21 protein-coding genes are annotated in these 18,537 nt (G+C 67.5%); 19 read left to right on the forward strand and 2 right to left on the reverse strand.

Annotation, left to right across the window (positions count from 1 at the left end; translation table 11 throughout):
• The first annotated feature begins 3 nt into the window (after positions 1–3).
• From ACPXYO_RS02665 to ACPXYO_RS02695, 7 genes are all read left to right on the forward strand, one after another.
• Positions 4–1,062, forward strand: coding sequence for a CpaF family protein (locus ACPXYO_RS02665; RefSeq protein WP_423916428.1), 1,059 nt, complete (start codon positions 4–6; stop codon positions 1,060–1,062).
• Positions 1,063–1,077: 15 nt separating this feature from the next.
• The gene (locus ACPXYO_RS02670; protein WP_423916430.1) at positions 1,078–1,716 is read left to right on the forward strand and encodes a type II secretion system F family protein; all 639 of its coding nucleotides are present in this window, start codon (positions 1,078–1,080) and stop codon (positions 1,714–1,716) included.
• A gap of 11 nt (positions 1,717–1,727) precedes the next feature.
• Positions 1,728–2,477 (forward strand): type II secretion system F family protein, encoded by a 750-nt coding sequence (locus ACPXYO_RS02675; RefSeq protein WP_423916432.1) that lies wholly within the window; start codon positions 1,728–1,730, stop codon positions 2,475–2,477.
• 53 nt (positions 2,478–2,530) lie between these two features.
• Complete coding sequence (locus ACPXYO_RS02680; RefSeq protein WP_423918757.1) at positions 2,531–2,818, forward strand: hypothetical protein; 288 nt, start codon at positions 2,531–2,533, stop codon at positions 2,816–2,818.
• Positions 2,815–3,210, forward strand: a complete 396-nt coding sequence (locus tag ACPXYO_RS02685) for a TadE family type IV pilus minor pilin (RefSeq protein ID WP_423918642.1) — start codon at positions 2,815–2,817, stop codon at positions 3,208–3,210. Before ACPXYO_RS02680 ends, ACPXYO_RS02685 begins: the two co-directional genes overlap by 4 nt.
• Positions 3,211–3,354: 144 nt before the next feature.
• On the forward strand, positions 3,355–3,633 hold the full coding sequence (locus ACPXYO_RS02690; protein ID WP_423916434.1) for a WhiB family transcriptional regulator: 279 nt from the start codon (positions 3,355–3,357) through the stop codon (positions 3,631–3,633).
• Between the two features lie 62 nt (positions 3,634–3,695).
• The gene (locus ACPXYO_RS02695) at positions 3,696–3,902 is read left to right on the forward strand and encodes a Sec-independent protein translocase subunit TatA/TatB (RefSeq protein ID WP_420627114.1); all 207 of its coding nucleotides are present in this window, start codon (positions 3,696–3,698) and stop codon (positions 3,900–3,902) included.
• A gap of 12 nt (positions 3,903–3,914) precedes the next feature.
• Here ACPXYO_RS02695 and ACPXYO_RS02700 read toward each other — a convergent pair whose 3' ends face one another.
• Positions 3,915–4,340, reverse strand: coding sequence for a WhiB family transcriptional regulator (locus tag ACPXYO_RS02700; RefSeq protein WP_423916436.1), 426 nt, complete (start codon positions 4,338–4,340; stop codon positions 3,915–3,917).
• Between the two features lie 122 nt (positions 4,341–4,462).
• Between ACPXYO_RS02700 and ACPXYO_RS02705 the strand changes: the two genes are divergently transcribed.
• From ACPXYO_RS02705 to ACPXYO_RS02745, 9 genes are all read left to right on the forward strand, one after another.
• Complete coding sequence (locus ACPXYO_RS02705) at positions 4,463–4,747, forward strand: hypothetical protein (RefSeq protein ID WP_419551500.1); 285 nt, start codon at positions 4,463–4,465, stop codon at positions 4,745–4,747.
• A 96-nt stretch (positions 4,748–4,843) separates the two neighbouring features.
• Positions 4,844–5,914 (forward strand): substrate-binding domain-containing protein, encoded by a 1,071-nt coding sequence (locus ACPXYO_RS02710; protein WP_423916438.1) that lies wholly within the window; start codon positions 4,844–4,846, stop codon positions 5,912–5,914.
• A gap of 97 nt (positions 5,915–6,011) precedes the next feature.
• A complete protein-coding gene (gene pstC, locus ACPXYO_RS02715) occupies positions 6,012–6,950 on the forward strand; it encodes a phosphate ABC transporter permease subunit PstC (protein WP_423916440.1) in 939 nt (312 codons plus the stop codon).
• A 16-nt stretch (positions 6,951–6,966) separates the two neighbouring features.
• Complete coding sequence (gene pstA, locus ACPXYO_RS02720; protein ID WP_423916442.1) at positions 6,967–7,905, forward strand: phosphate ABC transporter permease PstA; 939 nt, start codon at positions 6,967–6,969, stop codon at positions 7,903–7,905.
• 104 nt (positions 7,906–8,009) lie between these two features.
• The gene (gene pstB, locus ACPXYO_RS02725; RefSeq protein WP_423918644.1) at positions 8,010–8,867 is read left to right on the forward strand and encodes a phosphate ABC transporter ATP-binding protein PstB; all 858 of its coding nucleotides are present in this window, start codon (positions 8,010–8,012) and stop codon (positions 8,865–8,867) included.
• 44 nt (positions 8,868–8,911) lie between these two features.
• Complete coding sequence (phoU, locus tag ACPXYO_RS02730; RefSeq protein WP_423916444.1) at positions 8,912–9,622, forward strand: phosphate signaling complex protein PhoU; 711 nt, start codon at positions 8,912–8,914, stop codon at positions 9,620–9,622.
• Entirely contained in the window at positions 9,619–11,040 is a 1,422-nt protein-coding gene (locus tag ACPXYO_RS02735) for a sensor histidine kinase (RefSeq protein WP_423916445.1), read from the forward strand. Before phoU ends, ACPXYO_RS02735 begins: the two co-directional genes overlap by 4 nt.
• Before the next feature lie 29 nt (positions 11,041–11,069).
• Positions 11,070–11,786, forward strand: a complete 717-nt coding sequence (locus ACPXYO_RS02740; RefSeq protein ID WP_423916447.1) for a response regulator — start codon at positions 11,070–11,072, stop codon at positions 11,784–11,786.
• Between the two features lie 21 nt (positions 11,787–11,807).
• On the forward strand, positions 11,808–13,253 hold the full coding sequence (locus tag ACPXYO_RS02745; protein ID WP_423916448.1) for an MFS transporter: 1,446 nt from the start codon (positions 11,808–11,810) through the stop codon (positions 13,251–13,253).
• Positions 13,254–13,356: 103 nt separating this feature from the next.
• On the opposite strand, the gene ACPXYO_RS02750 is transcribed toward ACPXYO_RS02745, so the two are convergent.
• Positions 13,357–14,532: a zinc-dependent metalloprotease gene (locus ACPXYO_RS02750; RefSeq protein ID WP_423916449.1), complete on the reverse strand. Its 1,176-nt coding sequence runs from the start codon at positions 14,530–14,532 to the stop codon at positions 13,357–13,359.
• Positions 14,533–14,656: 124 nt separating this feature from the next.
• Here ACPXYO_RS02750 and ACPXYO_RS02755 point away from each other — a divergent pair, with 124 nt between their 5' ends.
• The 3 genes from ACPXYO_RS02755 to ACPXYO_RS02765 all read left to right on the forward strand — a co-directional run bounded on the left by ACPXYO_RS02755 (position 14,657) and on the right by ACPXYO_RS02765 (position 18,396).
• Positions 14,657–15,649 (forward strand): NAD-dependent epimerase/dehydratase family protein, encoded by a 993-nt coding sequence (locus ACPXYO_RS02755; protein ID WP_423916451.1) that lies wholly within the window; start codon positions 14,657–14,659, stop codon positions 15,647–15,649.
• Positions 15,649–16,116 (forward strand): molybdenum cofactor biosynthesis protein MoaE, encoded by a 468-nt coding sequence (locus ACPXYO_RS02760; RefSeq protein ID WP_423916453.1) that lies wholly within the window; start codon positions 15,649–15,651, stop codon positions 16,114–16,116. The genes ACPXYO_RS02755 and ACPXYO_RS02760 overlap by 1 nt, the downstream gene beginning before the upstream one ends.
• A 1,275-nt stretch (positions 16,117–17,391) precedes the next feature.
• A complete protein-coding gene (locus ACPXYO_RS02765) occupies positions 17,392–18,396 on the forward strand; it encodes a rod shape-determining protein (RefSeq protein WP_423918647.1) in 1,005 nt (334 codons plus the stop codon).
• Positions 18,397–18,537: the final 141 nt, after the last annotated feature.

Consider the following 18,537-nt stretch of genomic DNA (forward strand, 5'->3'; position numbering starts at 1 on the left):
TTTGTGGAGGAGATCCACGAACGGTTCCTGCCGGCACCGGCGCCCGAGGCCCGTGACGTCGCGGCCGCTGTGGACACCGCGGCACCGCTGCTCGACCGCAACCACGCTGCCGAGCTCGTGTCCGAAGTGCTGGCCCGCCTTGCGGGCATCGGCCCGCTCGCGCAGATCTGGGGCGATGACGAGGTGAACGAGGTGATGATCAACGGCCCCGGCCCGATCGTCATCGAGCGGCGCGGCCGCCTGTCGACGCTGGGTTCGATCAGCGCCGCCGAGGTGCACCGTCTTGTCGAGTACTTGCTGGGGCCGACGGGGCGCCGCGTGGATCGTCGCCTTCCCATGGTGGACGTACGGCTCGACGACCGCACGCGCTGCCACATCGTCGTGCCGCCGGTTGCAGTGGACGGCCCGTACATCACGCTGCGCCGTTTCCCCGCCGACATCCGCCATCTCAGCGAGTTGGCACGTCCGGCAGACGTCGAATATCTGCATCGGCTTGTGGCTGAACGGGCCAACTTGATCGTCTTCGGCCCCACCAGCACCGGCAAGACCTCTCTGCTGGCGAGCTTGCTGGCCACGGTCGCCGACCGGGAGCGCCTCGTTGTGGTCGAGGAAGCAGCGGAGCTGCCCCGGCTGGGCGTCAGCACGGTGCGCCTCGAAGGCCAGCCGCCGAACGTCGACGGGGTCGGAGCGGTGACGATGGCCGAGTTGGTGGCAGCGGCGCTGCGGATGCGACCCGACCGTCTGGTGATCGGCGAAGTGCGCGGCCCCGAAGCAGCGGCGCTGTTGCAAGCCCTCACGACCGGCCATCGCGGCTCGGTGTCGACCCTGCACGCCGACGATCCCGCGCATGCGCTGTGGCGGCTCGAACAGCTTGCTCGAACCGGTGGCGCGGTCGGCGATGTCGGCGCGCACATCGCGTCGGTCCTCGACGGCCTCATTCACATGAGTCGCGCTCCCGAGGGGCGCCGGACGGTCACCGCCATCTACGAGGTGCGAAGCGACGGCTCGCTGCAGCGAACTGCTGGGTTGGACATGGCGGCGCGCGTGGCTGCGGCCGTGTGATGGAAGCGGCTGAGCGTGCTGTTCGTACTGGTGCTGGCATGCGTGGGCGCGATCACGTCACCGGCGGCGCGCCAGTGGCTCCGCAAGCGTCGGCAACGGCGTCGAGACCGGGCGGCGGTTACATCCCGTTCGGCGCACATGGGCGACTTCTGCGCCGCCGTGTCGCGCCGGCTAGGTGGCGGAGACACACTGCTGCAGGCGCTGCGCGCTGCCGCCGGGGATGGCCCGATGTCGCTGCCGCTGGACCAGGTCTCGGACGAGCACGAGCGTGGGGTCACGCTGAGCCGCGCCGTGCAGCGATGGGCGACACGCGAGCAGACGTCCGAGGCGGCGCTGCTCTCGACGGCAGTGACGCTGGCCTCGGACCGGGTGGGGGCGCAGCCGCAGCTCTTCGACCACGTCGCTGCGACAGTCCGGGCGCGAGCCGACATGGCCGCCGAGGCTCGCGTCCACGCAGCGCAGGCCCGCGCTTCGGTCTGGGTCGTGGCGGCGTTGCCGTGGGCAGTCGCGCTCGCGCTGCTGGCCGAAGGCGGTGCTGCCGCCCGAGTGCTCACGTCCACACCGCTGGGCTGGTTCTGCGGCAGCGCGGCGGCCTTGGCAGAGCTGGCGGGCGTGACATGGATGCGCGCCACGGTCGCACGGGCGATGCGATGACGGGAGATGCGATGACGGGCGAGTTGGCTGCGGTATGGAGCACGGCAGTTCTTTACGCCGCCCTCGTGGTCGGCCCGCTTGCGGACAGCCCCATCTTCAGGAGCGTCGTGCTCACCAATCCCGTCGTCGTGGGCGGGTTGGCTGCTGCAGCCGTCTGCTGGGGCGGCTTCATCACCCGGCCCGAGCCGGCGCGCCGCCGCTCGATGCTGCTCGCAGCCACGGCGCAGCACACCAGGGGCGCGTTCATCACGGCGGACTCCCTCGCCAGCCACCCGTCCCGCTGGCTGCGCCTGACGCGGTCGCGCCGCGTTGACGTTCCGCACCCCGATCGCGTGGCGGCAGAGTTGGGAGCCATCGTCGACGTCATGAACGTAGCCCTGGCGTCGGGGTTGTCGATCATGGCCTCGCTGCAGCTCGCGCTCGCCCACCGCGACGCTGCGAGCCCGACCGGCCGCTGGCTCGCCGCACTGACAGCGCCCCATCGGCCGCTTGACGAAGCACTGGACGAGTTCGGCCGCGTCTGCGGGCCCCGCGCGCGGGCTTTTTCCGCTGCTGTCACCGGCTCCATGCGTACCGGCATTCCGCTGGCACCCGAGCTGGAGCGTCTCGGGCGGGAGCTGCGCTCCGAAGTCCGCCGGCGCCTCGAAGGGCGGGTCCGGCGCCTGCCTGTGCTGCTGCTGTTCCCCCTCGTGCTGTGCGTGCTCCCGGCGCTCGGGCTGATCGCGATCGTGCCAGTGCTCGTCGCTGCGTTCGGTGCCTGATGCCCGGCACCCGCTTCGCCTCCAAAACCAACCAGAACCACCAAGGAGCTCCGATGACGGAATTCTCAACTGCCCATCCGACTGCCCATCCGACCGCCCATCTGAATGCTGTGGCGCGCCGCCCACCGCCGGTGCGCCGCCCACCGCCGGTGCGCCGCACCCACCGGCTCACGCCGGTCGAGTTAGCCGACGAGACCGGTCAGACCACCGCCGAGTACGCCCTGCTCACGGGAGCCATCGCGTTGCTGGTGGCGGCCGTCACGGCCTGGGCCACCACCACCGGCAAGATCGGCCGCCTGCTCGATGCGGTGTTCAACTACCTCACCAAGGCCATCTCCTGAGCCCACGCGCCCCAGGCCGCCACCAGCACGGGCAGGCCACGGTCGAGTTGGCCCTGCTCATGCCGTTCCTGGTGTTGCTGCTCATGTGCATCGTCCAGACGGCCTTGGTCGCGCGTGACGCAGTGCTGGTGTCACATGCGGCCCGGGTCGGCGCGCGCATTGCGGCGGTGGAGCCGTCGCTGAACGCCGTCCGCAGCGCGGTGATCGCCGCAACCCCGCTTGATTCGGGACGGCTCGACGTCGAGCGAGAATCCGCCGGCGACCTGGTGCGCGTCACCGTGCGCTACCGCTCGCCTACGGAAGTTCCGCTGGTCGGTGTCCTGATCGGCGACGTCGATCTGTCCGAATCGGCCGCCATGCCCGACGAACGCCGAGACCGTCGAGGGGGATAGCGCGAAATTGCCGCTTGCGCATGTCACACCCATGGGGTTCAATGCAAGTCACACACCTGTAATTACAAGTCAGGAATTTCGGCAACGAGATTGCAGCTGCAACCGGGGTCGGGCACACCTGTCGAGGGACTGCCGGGAGGAACGATGGCATTCGCAACTGAAGAAGCGCTCGAAGCACCAGAAGGGAACTGGTGGGATCAGGCCAACTGCCTCGGCGTCGATCCCGATTTGTTCTTTCCCGAGCGCGGGGCCAGCACCCGCGAGGCCAAGGCCGTCTGCCGCGGCTGCATCGTTAGCGATGACTGCCTTGAGTACGCACTCCGGAACAGCGAGAAGTTCGGCATCTGGGGCGGCATGAGCGAGCGAGAGCGCCGCCGAGTACGCCGCCAACGAGCCCTGACGAGGCGCACCGCTGCTGGCTGACGTGTCGAGGCCTGCCAGCCTGGCTACTGGCTTGACTGAGCGCTGGTACGCTCGCGAGCGTGATGGCAATCGCGCTTGGACCGCCCGAACTGCTCATCCTGCTCATCATCGTGCTGGTGCTGTTCGGGGGAGCCAAGCTGCCGAAGCTGGCGCGCTCGCTCGGCCAGGCTCAGCGCGAGTTCCGTGAGGGCGTGAGCGACGAGGAAAAGGCGGCTGGCGGCAGCTCGTCGAGCAGTTCGTCGAGCGATTCCAAGCCCAAAGACTCTTGACCTAGTTCGCGCTCAGGCGGCGCGAGCGGGCTTGCCTGCACGACGACGATCCCGCAGGATCCGGCGGCGCTGCCGCTCCGAAGTCCCGCCCCACACTCCGTGGGTGATGTTGTGGGCGAGTGCGTACTCCCGACACGGGTCTTTCACCGGGCACTCTGCGCACACCTTTTGAGCGGCGATCACGCCGGCCCCATCGCTGGGAAAGAAGACGTTCGGGTCGGTATCGGCACAGCTGCGACGAGTGACCCAGTCGGAGGCCAGGCTCTCCGAGCCAGGGCCGTTTGGCTCGTGGACAGAAGCAACCTGCAATGTCGGCAGATCGCTCGATTCGGGATTCTGCCTTGCCGCCCGGATCGAACCGACCAGAAAAGCTCCGTTGTTGAGGCCCCGGCTGGCGAGGCCATCGTCGTACATCCTCATCACGAGAACCAACGCCATACACACGCGTCTGGTTCCGGAGGTCGCCGACTTTCATCGAATTTTCATGTGGTGTTCATGACCTGTTTGCCACAACCACGTCGGTACCCTTGTCGAGCGCCGATCCACACCCAAGGAAGCTTGTGTCCGACATCGCCACCGAAGCAGAACAGCTCCCGCCCGAGGTCGGCATCCGCATCATCTATCTGGGGCCTGTCGCGCCCCATTGGGAGATTGCGGGGATCTACGGCGAAGAGGCGGCCGTCGAGGAATTCCGCCGCCGCACCAACGCACGCCTGCAGTTGCTCCCGCCCCACGATCCGCAGTTCCGCCGCAACCGCGAGCGGGTCGTACGCGACGCCGAACGCGAGAATTACGAGCTGCACTGGGACCTCGGCATGCCCGAAGAAGACGAGGAAGATCTGTAGGCCTCACTCGCGTTCACGGGTTGTTCACGGCATCCGTTCTGGTCGTTCACCGGCAGCCACCGTCGATTTCACCGGGTCTTCGTAGCTTTCGCTGCCATGCGAGACCCTTGCTCGTCGTCGCGCCGCGCCACGAAGCTGGTCGTGGCCCTGCTCATTGCATTTGCTTTGTTCGCTGTCGGGTGCAGTTCGAGCGACGACGACTTGTCGGGCGAAGACTCGTCGGGCCAAGACGGCGCGGCATCAAACAGCGGATCGATCAGCGTCACCGGATCCTCCACGGTCGAGCCGATCACCAACCTGCTCGCTGAGGCCTTCGCGGCGAAGAACCCGAAAGTGGCCTTCTCGGTGGCGGGCCCGGGTTCAGGTGACGGTCACAAGGCCGCCTGCGCCGGCGAGGTTCCGATCTGGAACAGCTCGCGCCAGATCAAGGACTCCGAAGCCGAATGCCTTGCTGAGGCCGGCATCGAGTTCATCGAGCTGAGCGTCGGCATCGACGGCATCTCGGTCATCACCGCAGCGGCCAAGGACACCATCGACTGCCTGAACTTCGCAGACCTCTACAGCCTGGTCGGCGTCGAGTCCACCGGCTTCAGCTCCTGGACCGACGCCAACAGCCTGAACGCTGAGCTGGGCGGCACCGGTCCGTTCAGCGGCGGCGCACTCGAGATCTTCGCCCCCGGCGAAGAGTCGGGCACCTTCGACAGCTTCATCGAGATCGCCCTCGAAGACGTCTGGGAAGGCCGCGTCGAAGAAGGTCATGCCGACGAGAACTTCGCCGTGCGTCCCGACTACAACGCGTCGGCCAACGACAACGTGATCATCGACGGCATCGCCGGCAACGACTCCAGCCTGGGCTGGGTCGGCTTCGCCTTCGCCGACGAGAACCGCGACGTGGTCAAGCTGCTCGAGATCGACGACGGCGACGGCTGCGTCGCTCCGACGCCCGAGACCATCGCCTCGGCCGAATTCCCGATCGCCCGCTTCCTCTACACCTACATTGACGCCGCGCAGGCGTCGGACCCGGCTATCAAGGCATTTGTCGACTTCATGCTGAGCGACGAGGGCCAGATCTACGTGGTCGAGGCCGGCTACGTGAACTTGAATTCGACCGACTTGGAGCAGTCGCGCAGCAACTGGACCAACCTGACCACGGGCAAGAACTTCTAGACATCCGGGAACCAAAGACGCCGCCGCATGAGTTCCTCCGCATGAGTTCCTCCGCATGAGTCCCATCGCATGAGTCCCATCGCATGAGTCCCGCCGTATGAGTCCCACGCCGGACAGATTCACGCTCAGCGCAGCAGACCTTCAGACCTCGCCGATGCGCCGGGTGCGCTCGCAAACCGTCCGCTGGCTGTTCATGGGCGCGGCCGCAGTCACGGTGCTGGTCAGCGCACTCATCATCTGGACAGTTGCCTCGCAGGCGTGGACCTACATCAGCCAGGTGGAGTTCACCAAGCTCACCGACATCGGCTGGTTCCCCCGCCGCGGTCTGTTCGACCTCGGCACGCTGTTGGTCAACTCGCTGCAGATCTCGGTCATCGCCATGGCCGTGGCGGTGCCCTCGGGCTTCGGCGCGGCGATCTACCTCTCCGAGTACGCGCACCCCAAGGTGCGCAAGGTCATGAAGCCCACGCTCGAGCTGCTGGCCAGCGTCCCCAGCGTGGTGCTCGGCGTGTTCGCCATCAGCTTCATCACCCCGTCGATCCTCAGCAACTTCTTCAACGAGATCAACTTCTTCAACAAGCTTGCCGCCGGGATCGCAGTCGGCCTGCTGGTCATCCCGCTCATCGCCTCGATCGCTGAGGACGCGCTGCGAGCCGTGCCGGTGGCGCTGCGGGAGGCCTCCGCCGGTCTCGGCGCCCGCAAGGTCACCACTTCCATCCGCGTGGTGCTGCCAGCCGCCATGTCCGGCCTGATGGCCGCCACCATCGTCGGCTTCAGCCGTGCGATCGGCGAAACCATGGTGGTCACCATCGCGTCGGGCGGCGGCGACACCTCGCTGTTCAACATGTCGATTCTCGAATCGGGCGGCACCATCACCTCGGCCATGGCTGCGCTGGGCCTCGGCACCGACCAGGTCGCCGGCAACGACCTGGCGTTCCAGAGCCTCTACTTCCTGGGCGCCCTGCTGTTCGTCATGACCCTGGTGCTCAACATGGCAGGCGACGTGATCGTCCGCCGGCTGCAGAACAGGTACTGAGAGCACAGGCCCTGACATGGCAGTACTGACCACCCCCGCAGGCATCGCCACCAACGCAGCCGACGTATTGCGCCGCCGCCGCGGTGCTGATGTGACCGGGGCCGTCTTCAAGTGGCTGCTCATCGGCGCCACCGTGTTCGCGACGGGCTTCTTGGCCGCGCTGCTCGCCGTCATGATCGTGGACGGCTGGGACGTGCTGTCGGGCAACCTCTGGTACTTCCTGACCCACGGCTTCTCGCAGCGCTCGGCTGGAGAGGCCGGCATCTGGCAAGGCATCATCGGCAGCTTGCAGGTGGCGCTGGTCACGGGCGTCTTTGCGGTGCCGATCGGTGTCGCCACCGCTATCTACCTCGTCGAGTACGCCCAGGACTCCCGCTTCGCCCGCATCGTCGAGCTGAACATCCGCAATCTGGCCGGTGTGCCCTCGATTGTCTATGGCCTGCTGGGCCTCGCGGTGTTCGTGAAGGCGCTCCAAGACTTCACACAGGGCAAGTCGGTCATCGCCGGCGGCATGACGCTGGCCGCGATGGTGCTGCCGATCATCGTCATCACCTCGGTCGAGGCGCTCAAGGCGGTGCCCTCGTCATTGCGCGAAGCCGCGTACGGTGTGGGAGCTACCAAGTGGGAGGTGCTCTCACGCCAGGTCTTGCCGGCCGCGCTGTCCACGATCCTCACCGGCACGGTGCTGGCACTGGCGCGCGCCCTCGGCGAGGCAGCGCCGCTGATCCTGGTCGGCGCCGCCACGGGCTTCCTCAGCTTCGGCGACGCCAACATGCTCGAGACCTTCACCGGCCCCTACACGGCGTTGCCGGTACAGATCTTCAACTTCGCTCGCCTGCCCGGCGCAGACTGGGGGATGAACGCCGCTGCGGCCAGCGTCGTCATCTTGGTCTTGGTGCTGGCGGTGAACGGCCTCGCTATCTACCTCCGCAACCGCTTCGAAAAGCAGTGGTAGTTGCAGTACAACCTCCTTGACGACCTCCCCGAACAGGCGATGACTCTGTGAATCCCGAGAAGGCCTTGATGACCCCCGAGTCCGACGTACCAGTGCCCGAAGTGATGGCACCGCCGGCACGCCACACGCGCATTGACGTGAGCGGTGCTGCGACGGCGGCGATGACCGGCCAGCGCCTCGAGGCCAACACCGTGTTCGAATGCGCCGGTGTCGACGTGTACTACACCGATTTTCGGGCGCTGCGCGACGTCACGCTCGATGTTGCCGAACATGAGGTGACGGCGTTGATCGGTCCCTCGGGCTGCGGCAAGTCGACGTTACTGCGCTGCTTCAACCGCATGAACGACCTCATCGAGGGCGCCCGGGTGCTCGGCACCATCAACTACCACGGCGTCAACCTGTACCAGGACGAGGTCGACCCGGTGGAGGTGCGGCGGCGGGTCGGCATGGTGTTCCAGAAGCCGAACCCGTTCCCCAAGTCGATCTACGACAACATTGCGTACGGGCCCCGGCTTGCGGGCGTCAAGCGGTCCGATCTGGACGACGTGGTCGAGGGTTCGCTCACCCGGGCGGCACTGTGGGACGAGGTGAAAGATCGTCTGAAGATGTCCGCCTACGGGCTGTCGGGCGGCCAGCAGCAGCGTCTGTGCATTGCCCGGGCCATCGCGGTGCAGCCCGATGTGGTGCTGATGGACGAGCCCTGTTCGGCGCTCGACCCGATTGCCACCGGCCGCATCGAAGAGCTCATCGCCGAGCTCAAGACCGACTACACGATCATCATCGTGACGCACAACATGCAACAGGCGGCTCGCATCAGCGATATGACGGCGTTTTTCTCGGTGCAGGCCAACGAAATGGGCCATCGCACCGGCCTGCTTGTCGAATACGCACCCACCAGCTTGATCTTCACCAACCCTGACGACACCCGCACGGAGGCATACATCACCGGACGGGTCGGCTAGCGACGCTCACCAGCCAGGCGACACAGATACGACACACTGCAACCATGACCGAAGAAGTACGAACCGAGTTCCATCAGTTGATGGACGAGGTTCGTGCCGATCTCGTGCAGATGGGCGGCATGGTGGCCGAGGGCATCTCCGCAGTGACCGCAGCGCTGCTCGCGGGCGACATCGGCGGGGCCGACCAGATCATCACCGCCGATGACGAACTCGACCTGCTCAGTCTGGAGGTCGAGGAGAAGTGCGTGCAGCTACTGGCACTGCAGCAGCCGGTGGCGGTCGACCTGCGCACGATCCTGACCGACCTGCGAATGATCTCGGAGATCGAGCGCAGCGGCGACCTGGTCACCAACATCGCCAAGGCGGTTGTCCGCTTGCATGGCGCCGAGCTGGAGCCTCGGGTGCGCGGCCTGCTCGACCGGATGCGGGAGCAGGCGGTGCGGCTCACTGCCATGGCCATGGATGCCTTCGCCGAGCGTGACGCCGGATTGGCTTCAGTGCTCAACGACGTCGACGACGTGCTCGACGACCTGCACGGCCAGTACCTCGACGCGGTGTTCGCATCACGCAATGCGGGCCAGATCGACACCCAGCAGGCCGTGCAGCTGGCCGTGGTGGGCCGCTTCTACGAACGCATCGGCGACCACGCCGTCAACATCGCCCAGCGCGTCGAGTTCCTGGTGACCGGCCAGTTGCCCGAACATATGGGGGCCAACCGGGCCCGGGCCCGACGGGAGCAGGGCGAGACGCTGTGATCGCTGCGCTGGTGGCGGCTGCGTCCGCGCTTGCGCTTGCGCTGATCTTGGTTGTCATCATCGGCGTGCGGGCGCGGACGTCGGCTTCCGAGCGGCTCGGCCGTGTGGTGCACCGCTTTTCTGGTGAGGGCGAGCCCGACGGGCCGCGTCCCGGCGAACCACGTCTCGACGACTACGGCCTGGATGACTGGATCACCCATCTGGAGTCGGTTGCCACGACAGCTGCCATGACGGCCAACCTGGCTGAGCGGGACCGGGCGCGCTGGCAGCTGGCCATGAACGAGCTCTCGGTGGGCGTGGTACTGGTGGACGAGGACGGCACTGTCTGTGCCAGCAATGCGCTGGCCGACGAGATGATGTCGGCCCGCGACGCGATGGCACTGGTTGGCGCAGGGGTGACCCAGTTGCTCGAGGCGGCCCGGGACGGGCACGCTCGCTCCCGCATCGTGAAGCTGACCGGTCCGCCGCCGCGGGTGATCGAGATCAGCGCTCACCCCGTGGCGAGCGACCGTCACGCTCTGGGCGCAGTGGCGGTGATTGCGGACCGGACTGAGGGTGCGCGGGTCGACCACGTGCGCCGTGACTTCGTGGCCAACCTGAGCCATGAGCTGCGGACGCCGGTGGGCGCCATTGCGCTGCTGTCCGAGACGCTGGCCGAAGAGGGCGATGCGGAGGTGCGCACCCGGCTCGTCGACCGCATCAGTGCCGAGGCTGAGCGGGTGCGACTCATCATCGACGACCTGCTGGAGCTGAGCCGGGTCGAGCTGGAGGGCTCCATGCGGCGGGAATCGGTGCCGGTTGTGCCGCTGCTGAGCGAGGTGGCACACCAGTACTCCGAGCACGCCCGCAAGCACGACGTGGCGCTGGTGCGGCCGGCTGTTGATCAAGACGATGATCAGGGCATCGCGCTGCACGCCGATCGGGGGCAGCTGCTGCGAGCGGTTGGCAATCTGGTCGACAACGCCATCAAGTACAGCGACCCCGGTTCGGAGGTGCGGTTGAGCGTGGCTCCCCGTTCGGTCGACGACGGGCCGCCGTCAGCGGTGCTGGCCGATGCGGACGCGGCGGTGACTCGGATCGGGCCTCCGGATGCATTTGGGGCGTTGGATGCGGCTGACTCGTTGGATGATCTGGATGATCTGGATGACGCAGCTGACGCATCCGAGGCAGCCAAGACATGGGTGGACATCGTGGTTGCCGACGAGGGCATCGGCATTCCCGCCGATGAGACCGAGCGGGTATTCGAGCGCTTCTACCGGGTCGACAAAGCTCGTGCCCGTGCTACGGGCGGCACCGGTTTGGGCCTGAGCATCGTGCGCCACGTGGTTGCCAATCATGGCGGCGAGGTGATGCTGCATACGCGTGAGGGCGTCGGCACCACGTTCACACTGAGATTCCCCGCTCCCGAAGACTCTTGACAGAACCCTTGAGGCAACCAGGCAGGACAATGACGACATCGATACTGGTCGTAGACGACGAGCCGTCCTTCACCGAGGCCCTCACCGTGGGCTTGCGGCGCGAGGGCTTCGAGGTGCGCACTGCCGCTGACGGCCGCGCCGCCCTGGCCGAGATCAGCGAGTCCGAGCCCGATCTGGTGTTGCTGGACGTGATGCTGCCCGGCATGTCGGGCTTGGATGTCTGCCGGGAAATCCGCAAGTCGTCACGGGTGCCGCTCATCATGGTGACCGCTCGTGGCGAGGAGATCGATGCCGTCGTGGGCCTGGAGGTGGGTGCCGACGACTATGTCACCAAGCCGTACCGGCTGCGCGAACTGGTGGCTCGCATGCGGGCGGTGCTGCGGCGCGCTTCGGGCCAGCCGGTCGAGCCCGAGGGCGACACCACCTGTCTGATCGAGGGCGACGTGGCGCTCGACATCGATCGACATGAGCTGCGGGTGGGCGGCGAGCTGGTGACCCTGGCGCTGAAGGAATTCGAGCTGCTGGCCTACTTGCTGCAGAACGCCGGCCGGGTGGTGACCCGCGACAGCCTCATGCAGAACGTGTGGGGCTACGACTACATCGGCGACACCAAGACGATTGACGTTCATGTGAAGCGGCTGCGGGCCAAAATCGAGGACGATCCGTCGAATCCGCAGCGGATCACAACCATCCGCGGTCTGGGTTATCGCTACGAGCGGACTGCGGCGAGGCCCGACGCCTCATGAGCCCCCTATGACTGCGGGCTGATGCAACCGTTCACCTGGCTCGCCCGCACGCACCTGCTGTCCGCCGCAGGCGATGCGCTGATTGCGATTGCGCTGGCCGGGTCGCTGTTCTTCAACTTGGATCCGGCTGCTGCGCGGCCCAAGGTGGCGTTGTACCTGCTGGTGACCATGGCGCCGTTCGCCTTGGTCGGGCCGCTTATTGGGCCGCTGGTGGATCGTGCCCGCGGCGGGCGCCGGAGCATGATCATTGGTGCCGGTATTGCCCGTGCAGTCCTGGCGCTGCTGATGGTGCGCCACCTCGACTCGCTGCTGCTGTTCCCCGAGGCGTTCGGTGCGCTGGTGGCGGGCAAGACGTACCACGTGGCTAAGAGCGCGGTGGTGCCGGGGCTGGTGCGTGAAGAACGCGACCTGGTGGAGGCGAACTCGAAGCTGATGTTGCTGAGCGGGCTGGGGGGTGCGCTTGCCGCTGGGCCGGGCGTGCTGTTGAGCTTGATCTCTTCGCGCTGGGTGCTGGTGCTGGCGTCGGTGGTGTTCGTGCTGATGACGTTCCCCGCTGCCCGGCTGCCCCGCACGGCTGTGCGGCCGCCGCGGTCACACCCCGGCGAGGCGGGCCATGTGCCTCAGGTGCCTCAACCGGGACCGGCGCCTCGTCACGACCGTCCCCACAGCGACCCGTATTCCGAGCCGCTCGGTCCCCGTTGGCGAAGGCCATCAGAGCTCTACACGGGGCCATGGCGTGACGAGGGGGACATCGAAGGGGGCATCGGAGTCGGCAGCGACCCGGGTGGGCGTCCGCAGCCAGGCCCGCCGGCGGTGCCGAGACAGGCTCCCGCTGCGACGCGACGGGGCGGGATGCTGCTGGCGGGCTCGGCCATGGGCGTCGTGCGTGCCATGACCGGCTTCACGCTGTTTCTTATTGCGTTCTGGCTGCGCACCGACGATGCGGCGCCGTGGTGGTTCGGTTTCATGTTCACGGCGAGTGCTGTCGGCCAGCTGGTGGGCGCCGTTTCCGCGCCTTGGTTGCGTCGCCGCATCCGTGAGGAGGCCCTGCTCGCCTGCACTCTTCTGCTGGCAGCCGTTGGGTCGTTCTATGTGGTGACGGCGCCCGATCGGGTATCGGTGCTGGGGCTGGCCATGGTGATCGGACTCATGTCCGCTCTGGGGAAGCTGTGCTTCGACGCGATCGTGCAGCGCGACGAGCTGCCTGTGGATCATGGCCGCACGTTTGCCCGCTTCGAGACCCGCTTCCAGGTGATGTGGGTGATCGGCGCGCTGGTGCCGGTGGTTACGCCGAACGGCATCCTGCCGCTGCGGGCCGGGGTGATGCTGCTAGGCATCGCCGCCACCGTGGCGGTAGTTCTCTACCTCGGGGGGCTGTGGGCGCTGGCTCGGGGCCGGCGTCCTCCTTCGGAGATCATCGCCACCCGTGTGCGGACCCGTATCCGCCGCAAGAATCAGACGTCGTGACTAGCCGTGGTAACTGGTCAAGTGGCAGGTTGAGGCGGGCTAGCCACAGGCCGGCCAGCCAGAGGCCGGGCGCCGCAAGCAGGTCTGGCGCAAGAACGTCGGGCTAGAGCGGCAGGTCGAGGCGGGCTAGCCACAGGCCGGGCGCCGCAAGCTCGTTGGGTGTCGGGAGCGCCCCTTGTTCCCACAGGCGGGCCAAGCCCTCCCGGCCGGCTCGCTCGATCACGCCGGCAACGAAGTTGTCGCCCCGGTCGCGGGCTTCGGCGCTCAGCCGCACTCCCAGCAGCCGATCTGCGAAGTCCGTTCCCTGCGCGGCAACCTGGCGTCGCCGCACGGCCTCGCTCAGTGCGCCGAAGCCACCGATGAGCCGGGGCCCCGCCTGGGCGACCACATCATCGACATAGGCGTGGACGACGCTCAGCAGCGTCTCGAGCCGTTGTACGGTGTCGTTTTGGCTGTCGTCTCGTGACACGCCCAGCAGCAGCTCGGGGTTGCCGAAGATGCGCTGCAGCTGCGTGTTCATCTGCTGGGATGCGTCCGCGCTGTCGGCGAGCGCCGTGAGGTCGAGGTCCAGGTCGTCAAAGGTGGGCTCGCTGCGGCGGAAGCCGTCCACGTAGCGGTGCAGCAGCCTGTCGAGCTCGGCATGCACGTGTGTCACCGACAGCACCGAGTGCATGGCGTGCTCCCGGATGGCGACCCACAGCATCACGTCGTCGACGTCGAGGCTCCATTCGCCGGCGAAGTCGGTGATGTTGGCGGGCACGATAAGCACTCGGTCGTGCTGGCGGGGCACCCCGAGGTCCGAGTTGCCGAATGCCTTGGTGGCGAGGTGGCCGGCCATCATGCCGGCGGTCATGGCCACGGTCATCGGGCTCATCATGCGGAGCAGGCCGGCGAAGGGGTCCATGCTGTGTTCTTGACCATGTTCTTGGTCGCTGGCCAGGCGTTCGGACAGGCGATCCATGAGGGGGCGGATGGTTTCGAGTGCGTCGCTGGCCCACCCCGAGCGGGTGACAGGATCGGTGCGTGGGGGACGGCCGCCGGATGTGGGATCGAGGTTGGTGACATGGGCCACATGCAGTTCTGCTACCCGGCTGATCTCGCTGAGGCGGTGCCGGACGACTGGGTCGACGTTGTGTTCGAGCTTGCCGCCGGTGGCGAGTTGGTTGGCGGCCTGCCGGGCGCCTTCCCAGAGGTTTGCGTCATTGCCGAGGAGCGCGGCGATGTCACCGAGAAACGGGATGCCCGAGAACGGGTTGTCGTCGTCGTCGGGAGGGGCCACAACGGCATGGTACGGCTGGGCGAACCGGCCGAGGGTGTTGCCGGGATGGGGTGTCGCTGGGGTGGGGTGTCGCTGGGATCGGGCATGGTAGGGCTGGGCGCACCGGCTGGGGCATCGTAGGGATATGACCCCACGGATCGCGGTGACGGGCGCGGGCGGCGTGATCGGCGCCCGGGTGCTGCAGTGGCTGGCTGGGTCCTTCGACGAGGTCGTGGATATCGACGATGCTGGCGGGGCTGGAGCGGCTGGCGGGGCTGGCGGGGCTGGCGGGGCTGGCGGGGCTGACCTGTTCGGCGCCGAGGTACTGGTGCACTTGCGGTTGACCCGTGAGGTGACCACGGATCGTCTGCGCCGGGTACTCGCAGTTGCGGATGGGGTCAAACATCTGACGCTGGTGTCGAGCGCCGCCGTCTACGGGGCGTGGCCGAACCATCCGACGCCCATCTCGGAGGACGTGCCGGTGCGGCCCAATCTCGAGTCGTCGTTCGCCGTGCACCAGGCTGATGCCGAACGCACGGTCCTGGACTGGCGTGATGCTGATCCGGCCCGCACGGTGGCGATTCTGCGGCCGGCGCCTGTGGTTTCGAGCGGCATCGGGGGTCCGATCGGCGAGGCGATGCTTGCCGCAGCGCCCATTCGCACTGGAAGCGACGATCCGCCCGTGCAGTTCCTGCACCTGGACGACCTGGGGTCCGCCGTTGTGCTCGCCACGCAGCGCCGCCTGTCGGGCGTGTTCAACGTGGCCCCCGACGGCTGGCTGTCGCCTGGCGAGCTGCGGGCCCTGCTGGGGGCCCGGCCCAAGATCCGCCTGCCCATGCCGTTGCCCAAGCGGCTCGACCGCTACGTGGCCAGCCGGGTCGGCCATTCCGCCCCCGAGGGACTGCTGCCGTACACCCGCTATAGCTGGGTGGTGGCCAACGATCGGCTCCGTGCGGAGGGCTGGACGCCCCGCTACAGCAGTGCCCAGGCGTACGTGATTGCGGACGTCGGAATGCCCTGGGACGACCTCAATGCGCGCCAACGCCAGCACGCGATGTTGGTCGGCGCAGGGGCTGCTTTGGTGGCCGGAGGGTGGGCTGCCGCGGCCTGGCTCCGGCGCTCCTACGCTTTGCGATGATGATGGTGCCGCCACAGCACGACACTTGGGTGGAATTGACGCCCGAGGAGCTGCCGATCGCGGCCATTTATGACTGGGCGCTCGACCCGGAGGCGGGGGCGGTGGTGCTGTTCTCGGGCACGGTCCGTGACCACGCCGAGCACCGCACGGGTGTTACGCAATTGGTCTATGAGGCGTACGAGTCGGAGGTTGGGCCGCGGCTTGCCGACATCGCTGCCGAGATGCGGCAGCGGTGGCCGAGCGTGCGCAAGGCGGCGCTGTTGCATCGGGTGGGGACACTGTGCCTGACCGAGAGCTCGGTGGTGGTGGCCGCTTCGGCTCCGCATCGTGATGCAGCATTCGAAGCCGCCCGGTTCGGTATCGATACCTTGAAGGCCACGGTGCCGATCTGGAAGCAAGAGCATCACGACGGCGGAACCGACTGGGGTTTGCAGTCGCAGCCGGTCGCGCAGGTGCCCGGGTCATGAGCCCGCTGCTGTTTCTGGCTATCGCCATAGTTGTGCCGTTGTTGGGAATGGCTGTGCTGGGCGTGGGCGCCCGCTTGAAGAGCCAGCGTGTGACCGACGACGAAACCGAGCCGTTCCGGCGGAGGTTGGCGTCGATTGCTCCCCGATCGTCGGGTGGGCGATCGTTGGGCACACCGGGGCTGGTGCAGATGATGCGGCGGCTGAGGGGCGCACGAGGCGCTGACCCGGCTGACGCGAGCGATGCGGCTGTTGATGCGGCGGCAGCCAACGCGGGAACAAGAGGCGCAGCGGACAGCGCGGCGGCGAGAGGCGCTGCGTCGAGAGGCGCTGCGGCGAGGGACGCGGCTGGCGGCGAGGCGGCGAGAAGCGCGGCGGCGGGTGGCGCGGCTGACGGTGGGTTGGCGGGCGGCGCGGCGTTTGACGCTGGGACGGCTGGGAACGATGGGGGCAGAAGGCAACGGCGCGGCCGGCGTCGGCAGCGCACCCAACGGCCCGAGACAACAATCGGCGTAGTTCGCCCCAAGGCCACGACTGCCAGCGTCCGGCTGATCGAGCGCGAGTACTCGTTGCCGCTGCTGCCACCATTCAGCGCCGAGCTTGACGATCCCGCTTGGCAGCGACGGGATGCACGCACGCATGCACCCGGCCGACGACCCGAAGCCCGGCAACCACCGGCCCGAAAGACGGAGCCATCGGCCAGTTCAACCCAGCCTCTGGCCAGTTCAACCCAGTCTCTGGCCAGTTCAACCCAGTCTCCGGCCAGTTCAACCCAGCCAGGGTTCGGTTCTGCACAGTCGCGGGCTCATTCAGCGCAACCAAGGGTCGGCTCTGCACGGTCGCTGGCCGATGCGACGCAGCCGTCGCCGCGCTCGATACGGCCGCCGGGTTCCAGCGTTCGCCTCCTACCCGCACAGGGGAGCGGCCGAGACCAAGATCAGCATCGACGGCCTGTCTCAAGCCCGGCATCCGATGGCCGTCCTGATGCCGACCGTCCTGATGCCAGCCGCCGCGGTGCCGTTGGTCCTGGTGCCGTGCGCCGCGGTGCCGTTGGTCCTGGTGCCGTTGGTCGTGGTGCCGTGCGCCGCGGTGCCGTCCGTCGTGATGCCGACCGCCGCGTACACAGCACAGTCGGCACTCCTCTGCCCGCCCCCACAGCTCCGGCGCCCCCGCAGGCTGCGCCCCAATTCGAGGGCACAGTGCGGCTCGTGGCGATCCAGACTCCAATCGTGCCGCCACGCAACGAACGGGTCACATCTCGCAACCAAAGGCGTCGTCCTGCCTCGTGACCTGGCGATCGATCTCGGCACCGCGAACACGCTGGTGTACGAGCGGGGACGCGGCATCGTGTTCAACGAGCCGTCGGTCATCGCGCTCAATGAACGTTCGGGCGACGTGCTGTCGGTCGGGCGCGAAGCGTGGCAGATGATCGGGCGCACGCCCAGCTACATCATCGCTGCACGACCGCTGCGCCACGGTGCCATCACTGACTTCGACATCACCCAGCGGATGATCCGGCTCATCCTCCAGGGCGTCGGTGTCGGCCGCTTCGGCCGGACCCGTGTTGCTGTCTGCGTGCCGTCGCTCATCACGCCGGTGGAACGGCGTGCGGTGATCGAGGCTGCGCGTCGAGCTGGTGCGTCCGACGTCCGGCTCATCGAGCAGCCGATCGCCGCGGCCATCGGCTCCGGCCTGCCGATCCACGAGCCCACCGGCTCGCTGGTGATCGACATCGGTGGCGGCACCGCCGAGGTTGCGATGGTGTCGCTAGGCGGCATGGTGTCGCTGCGTGCGGTGCGGGTGGGGTCGTTCGACTTCGACACTGCACTGATGAACTACTCACGACGTGTGCACGGCATCGCCATCGGCGAGCGCACTGCCGAGGAACTGAAGATCAGCATCGGGTCGGCGTGGCCGATCGACGACAAGTTCGACGCCGAAGTGAAGGGGCGCGACCTGACAACGGGGCTGCCCCGCATGTTCCTCATCACACCGACCGAGGTGCGATCGGCGCTGGCAGACACGGTGGAGCTCATCGTGGAGGCCGTGCTGGAGTGCTTGGGCGAGGCGCCGCCGGAGCTGGCACAGGACCTCATTCACACCGGTGCCCTGATGGTCGGCGGCGGGTCTCTGCTGCGGGGGCTGGACCAGCGCATCGCATCTGAGGCTCGGGTGCCGGTGCTGCGGTCGGAGTCGCCGCTTGAGACGGTGGTGCTGGGTGCGGGCCGAGCGCTCGAGAACTTCGAAGCGCTGCACGCCTCGCACACCATTCCCGGCCGATAGCGGACCGTCCGCAGCGGTGGCGTCCGCTGGTTGGTTGTGCTCATGGGATCACTCTTTCGCGGGGGTGTGACACGCTCCAGCGCCTGCGTGGCTGCGGCTGAGTCGGTGGGTCGCGCTACACGGTTGAGAGCAGTGCGAGTG

Origin of the sequence: Candidatus Poriferisodalis sp. (assembly GCF_965237655.1) — a bacterium.
In the GTDB taxonomy this organism is placed as follows: Bacteria; Actinomycetota; Acidimicrobiia; order Acidimicrobiales; family Poriferisodalaceae; genus Poriferisodalis.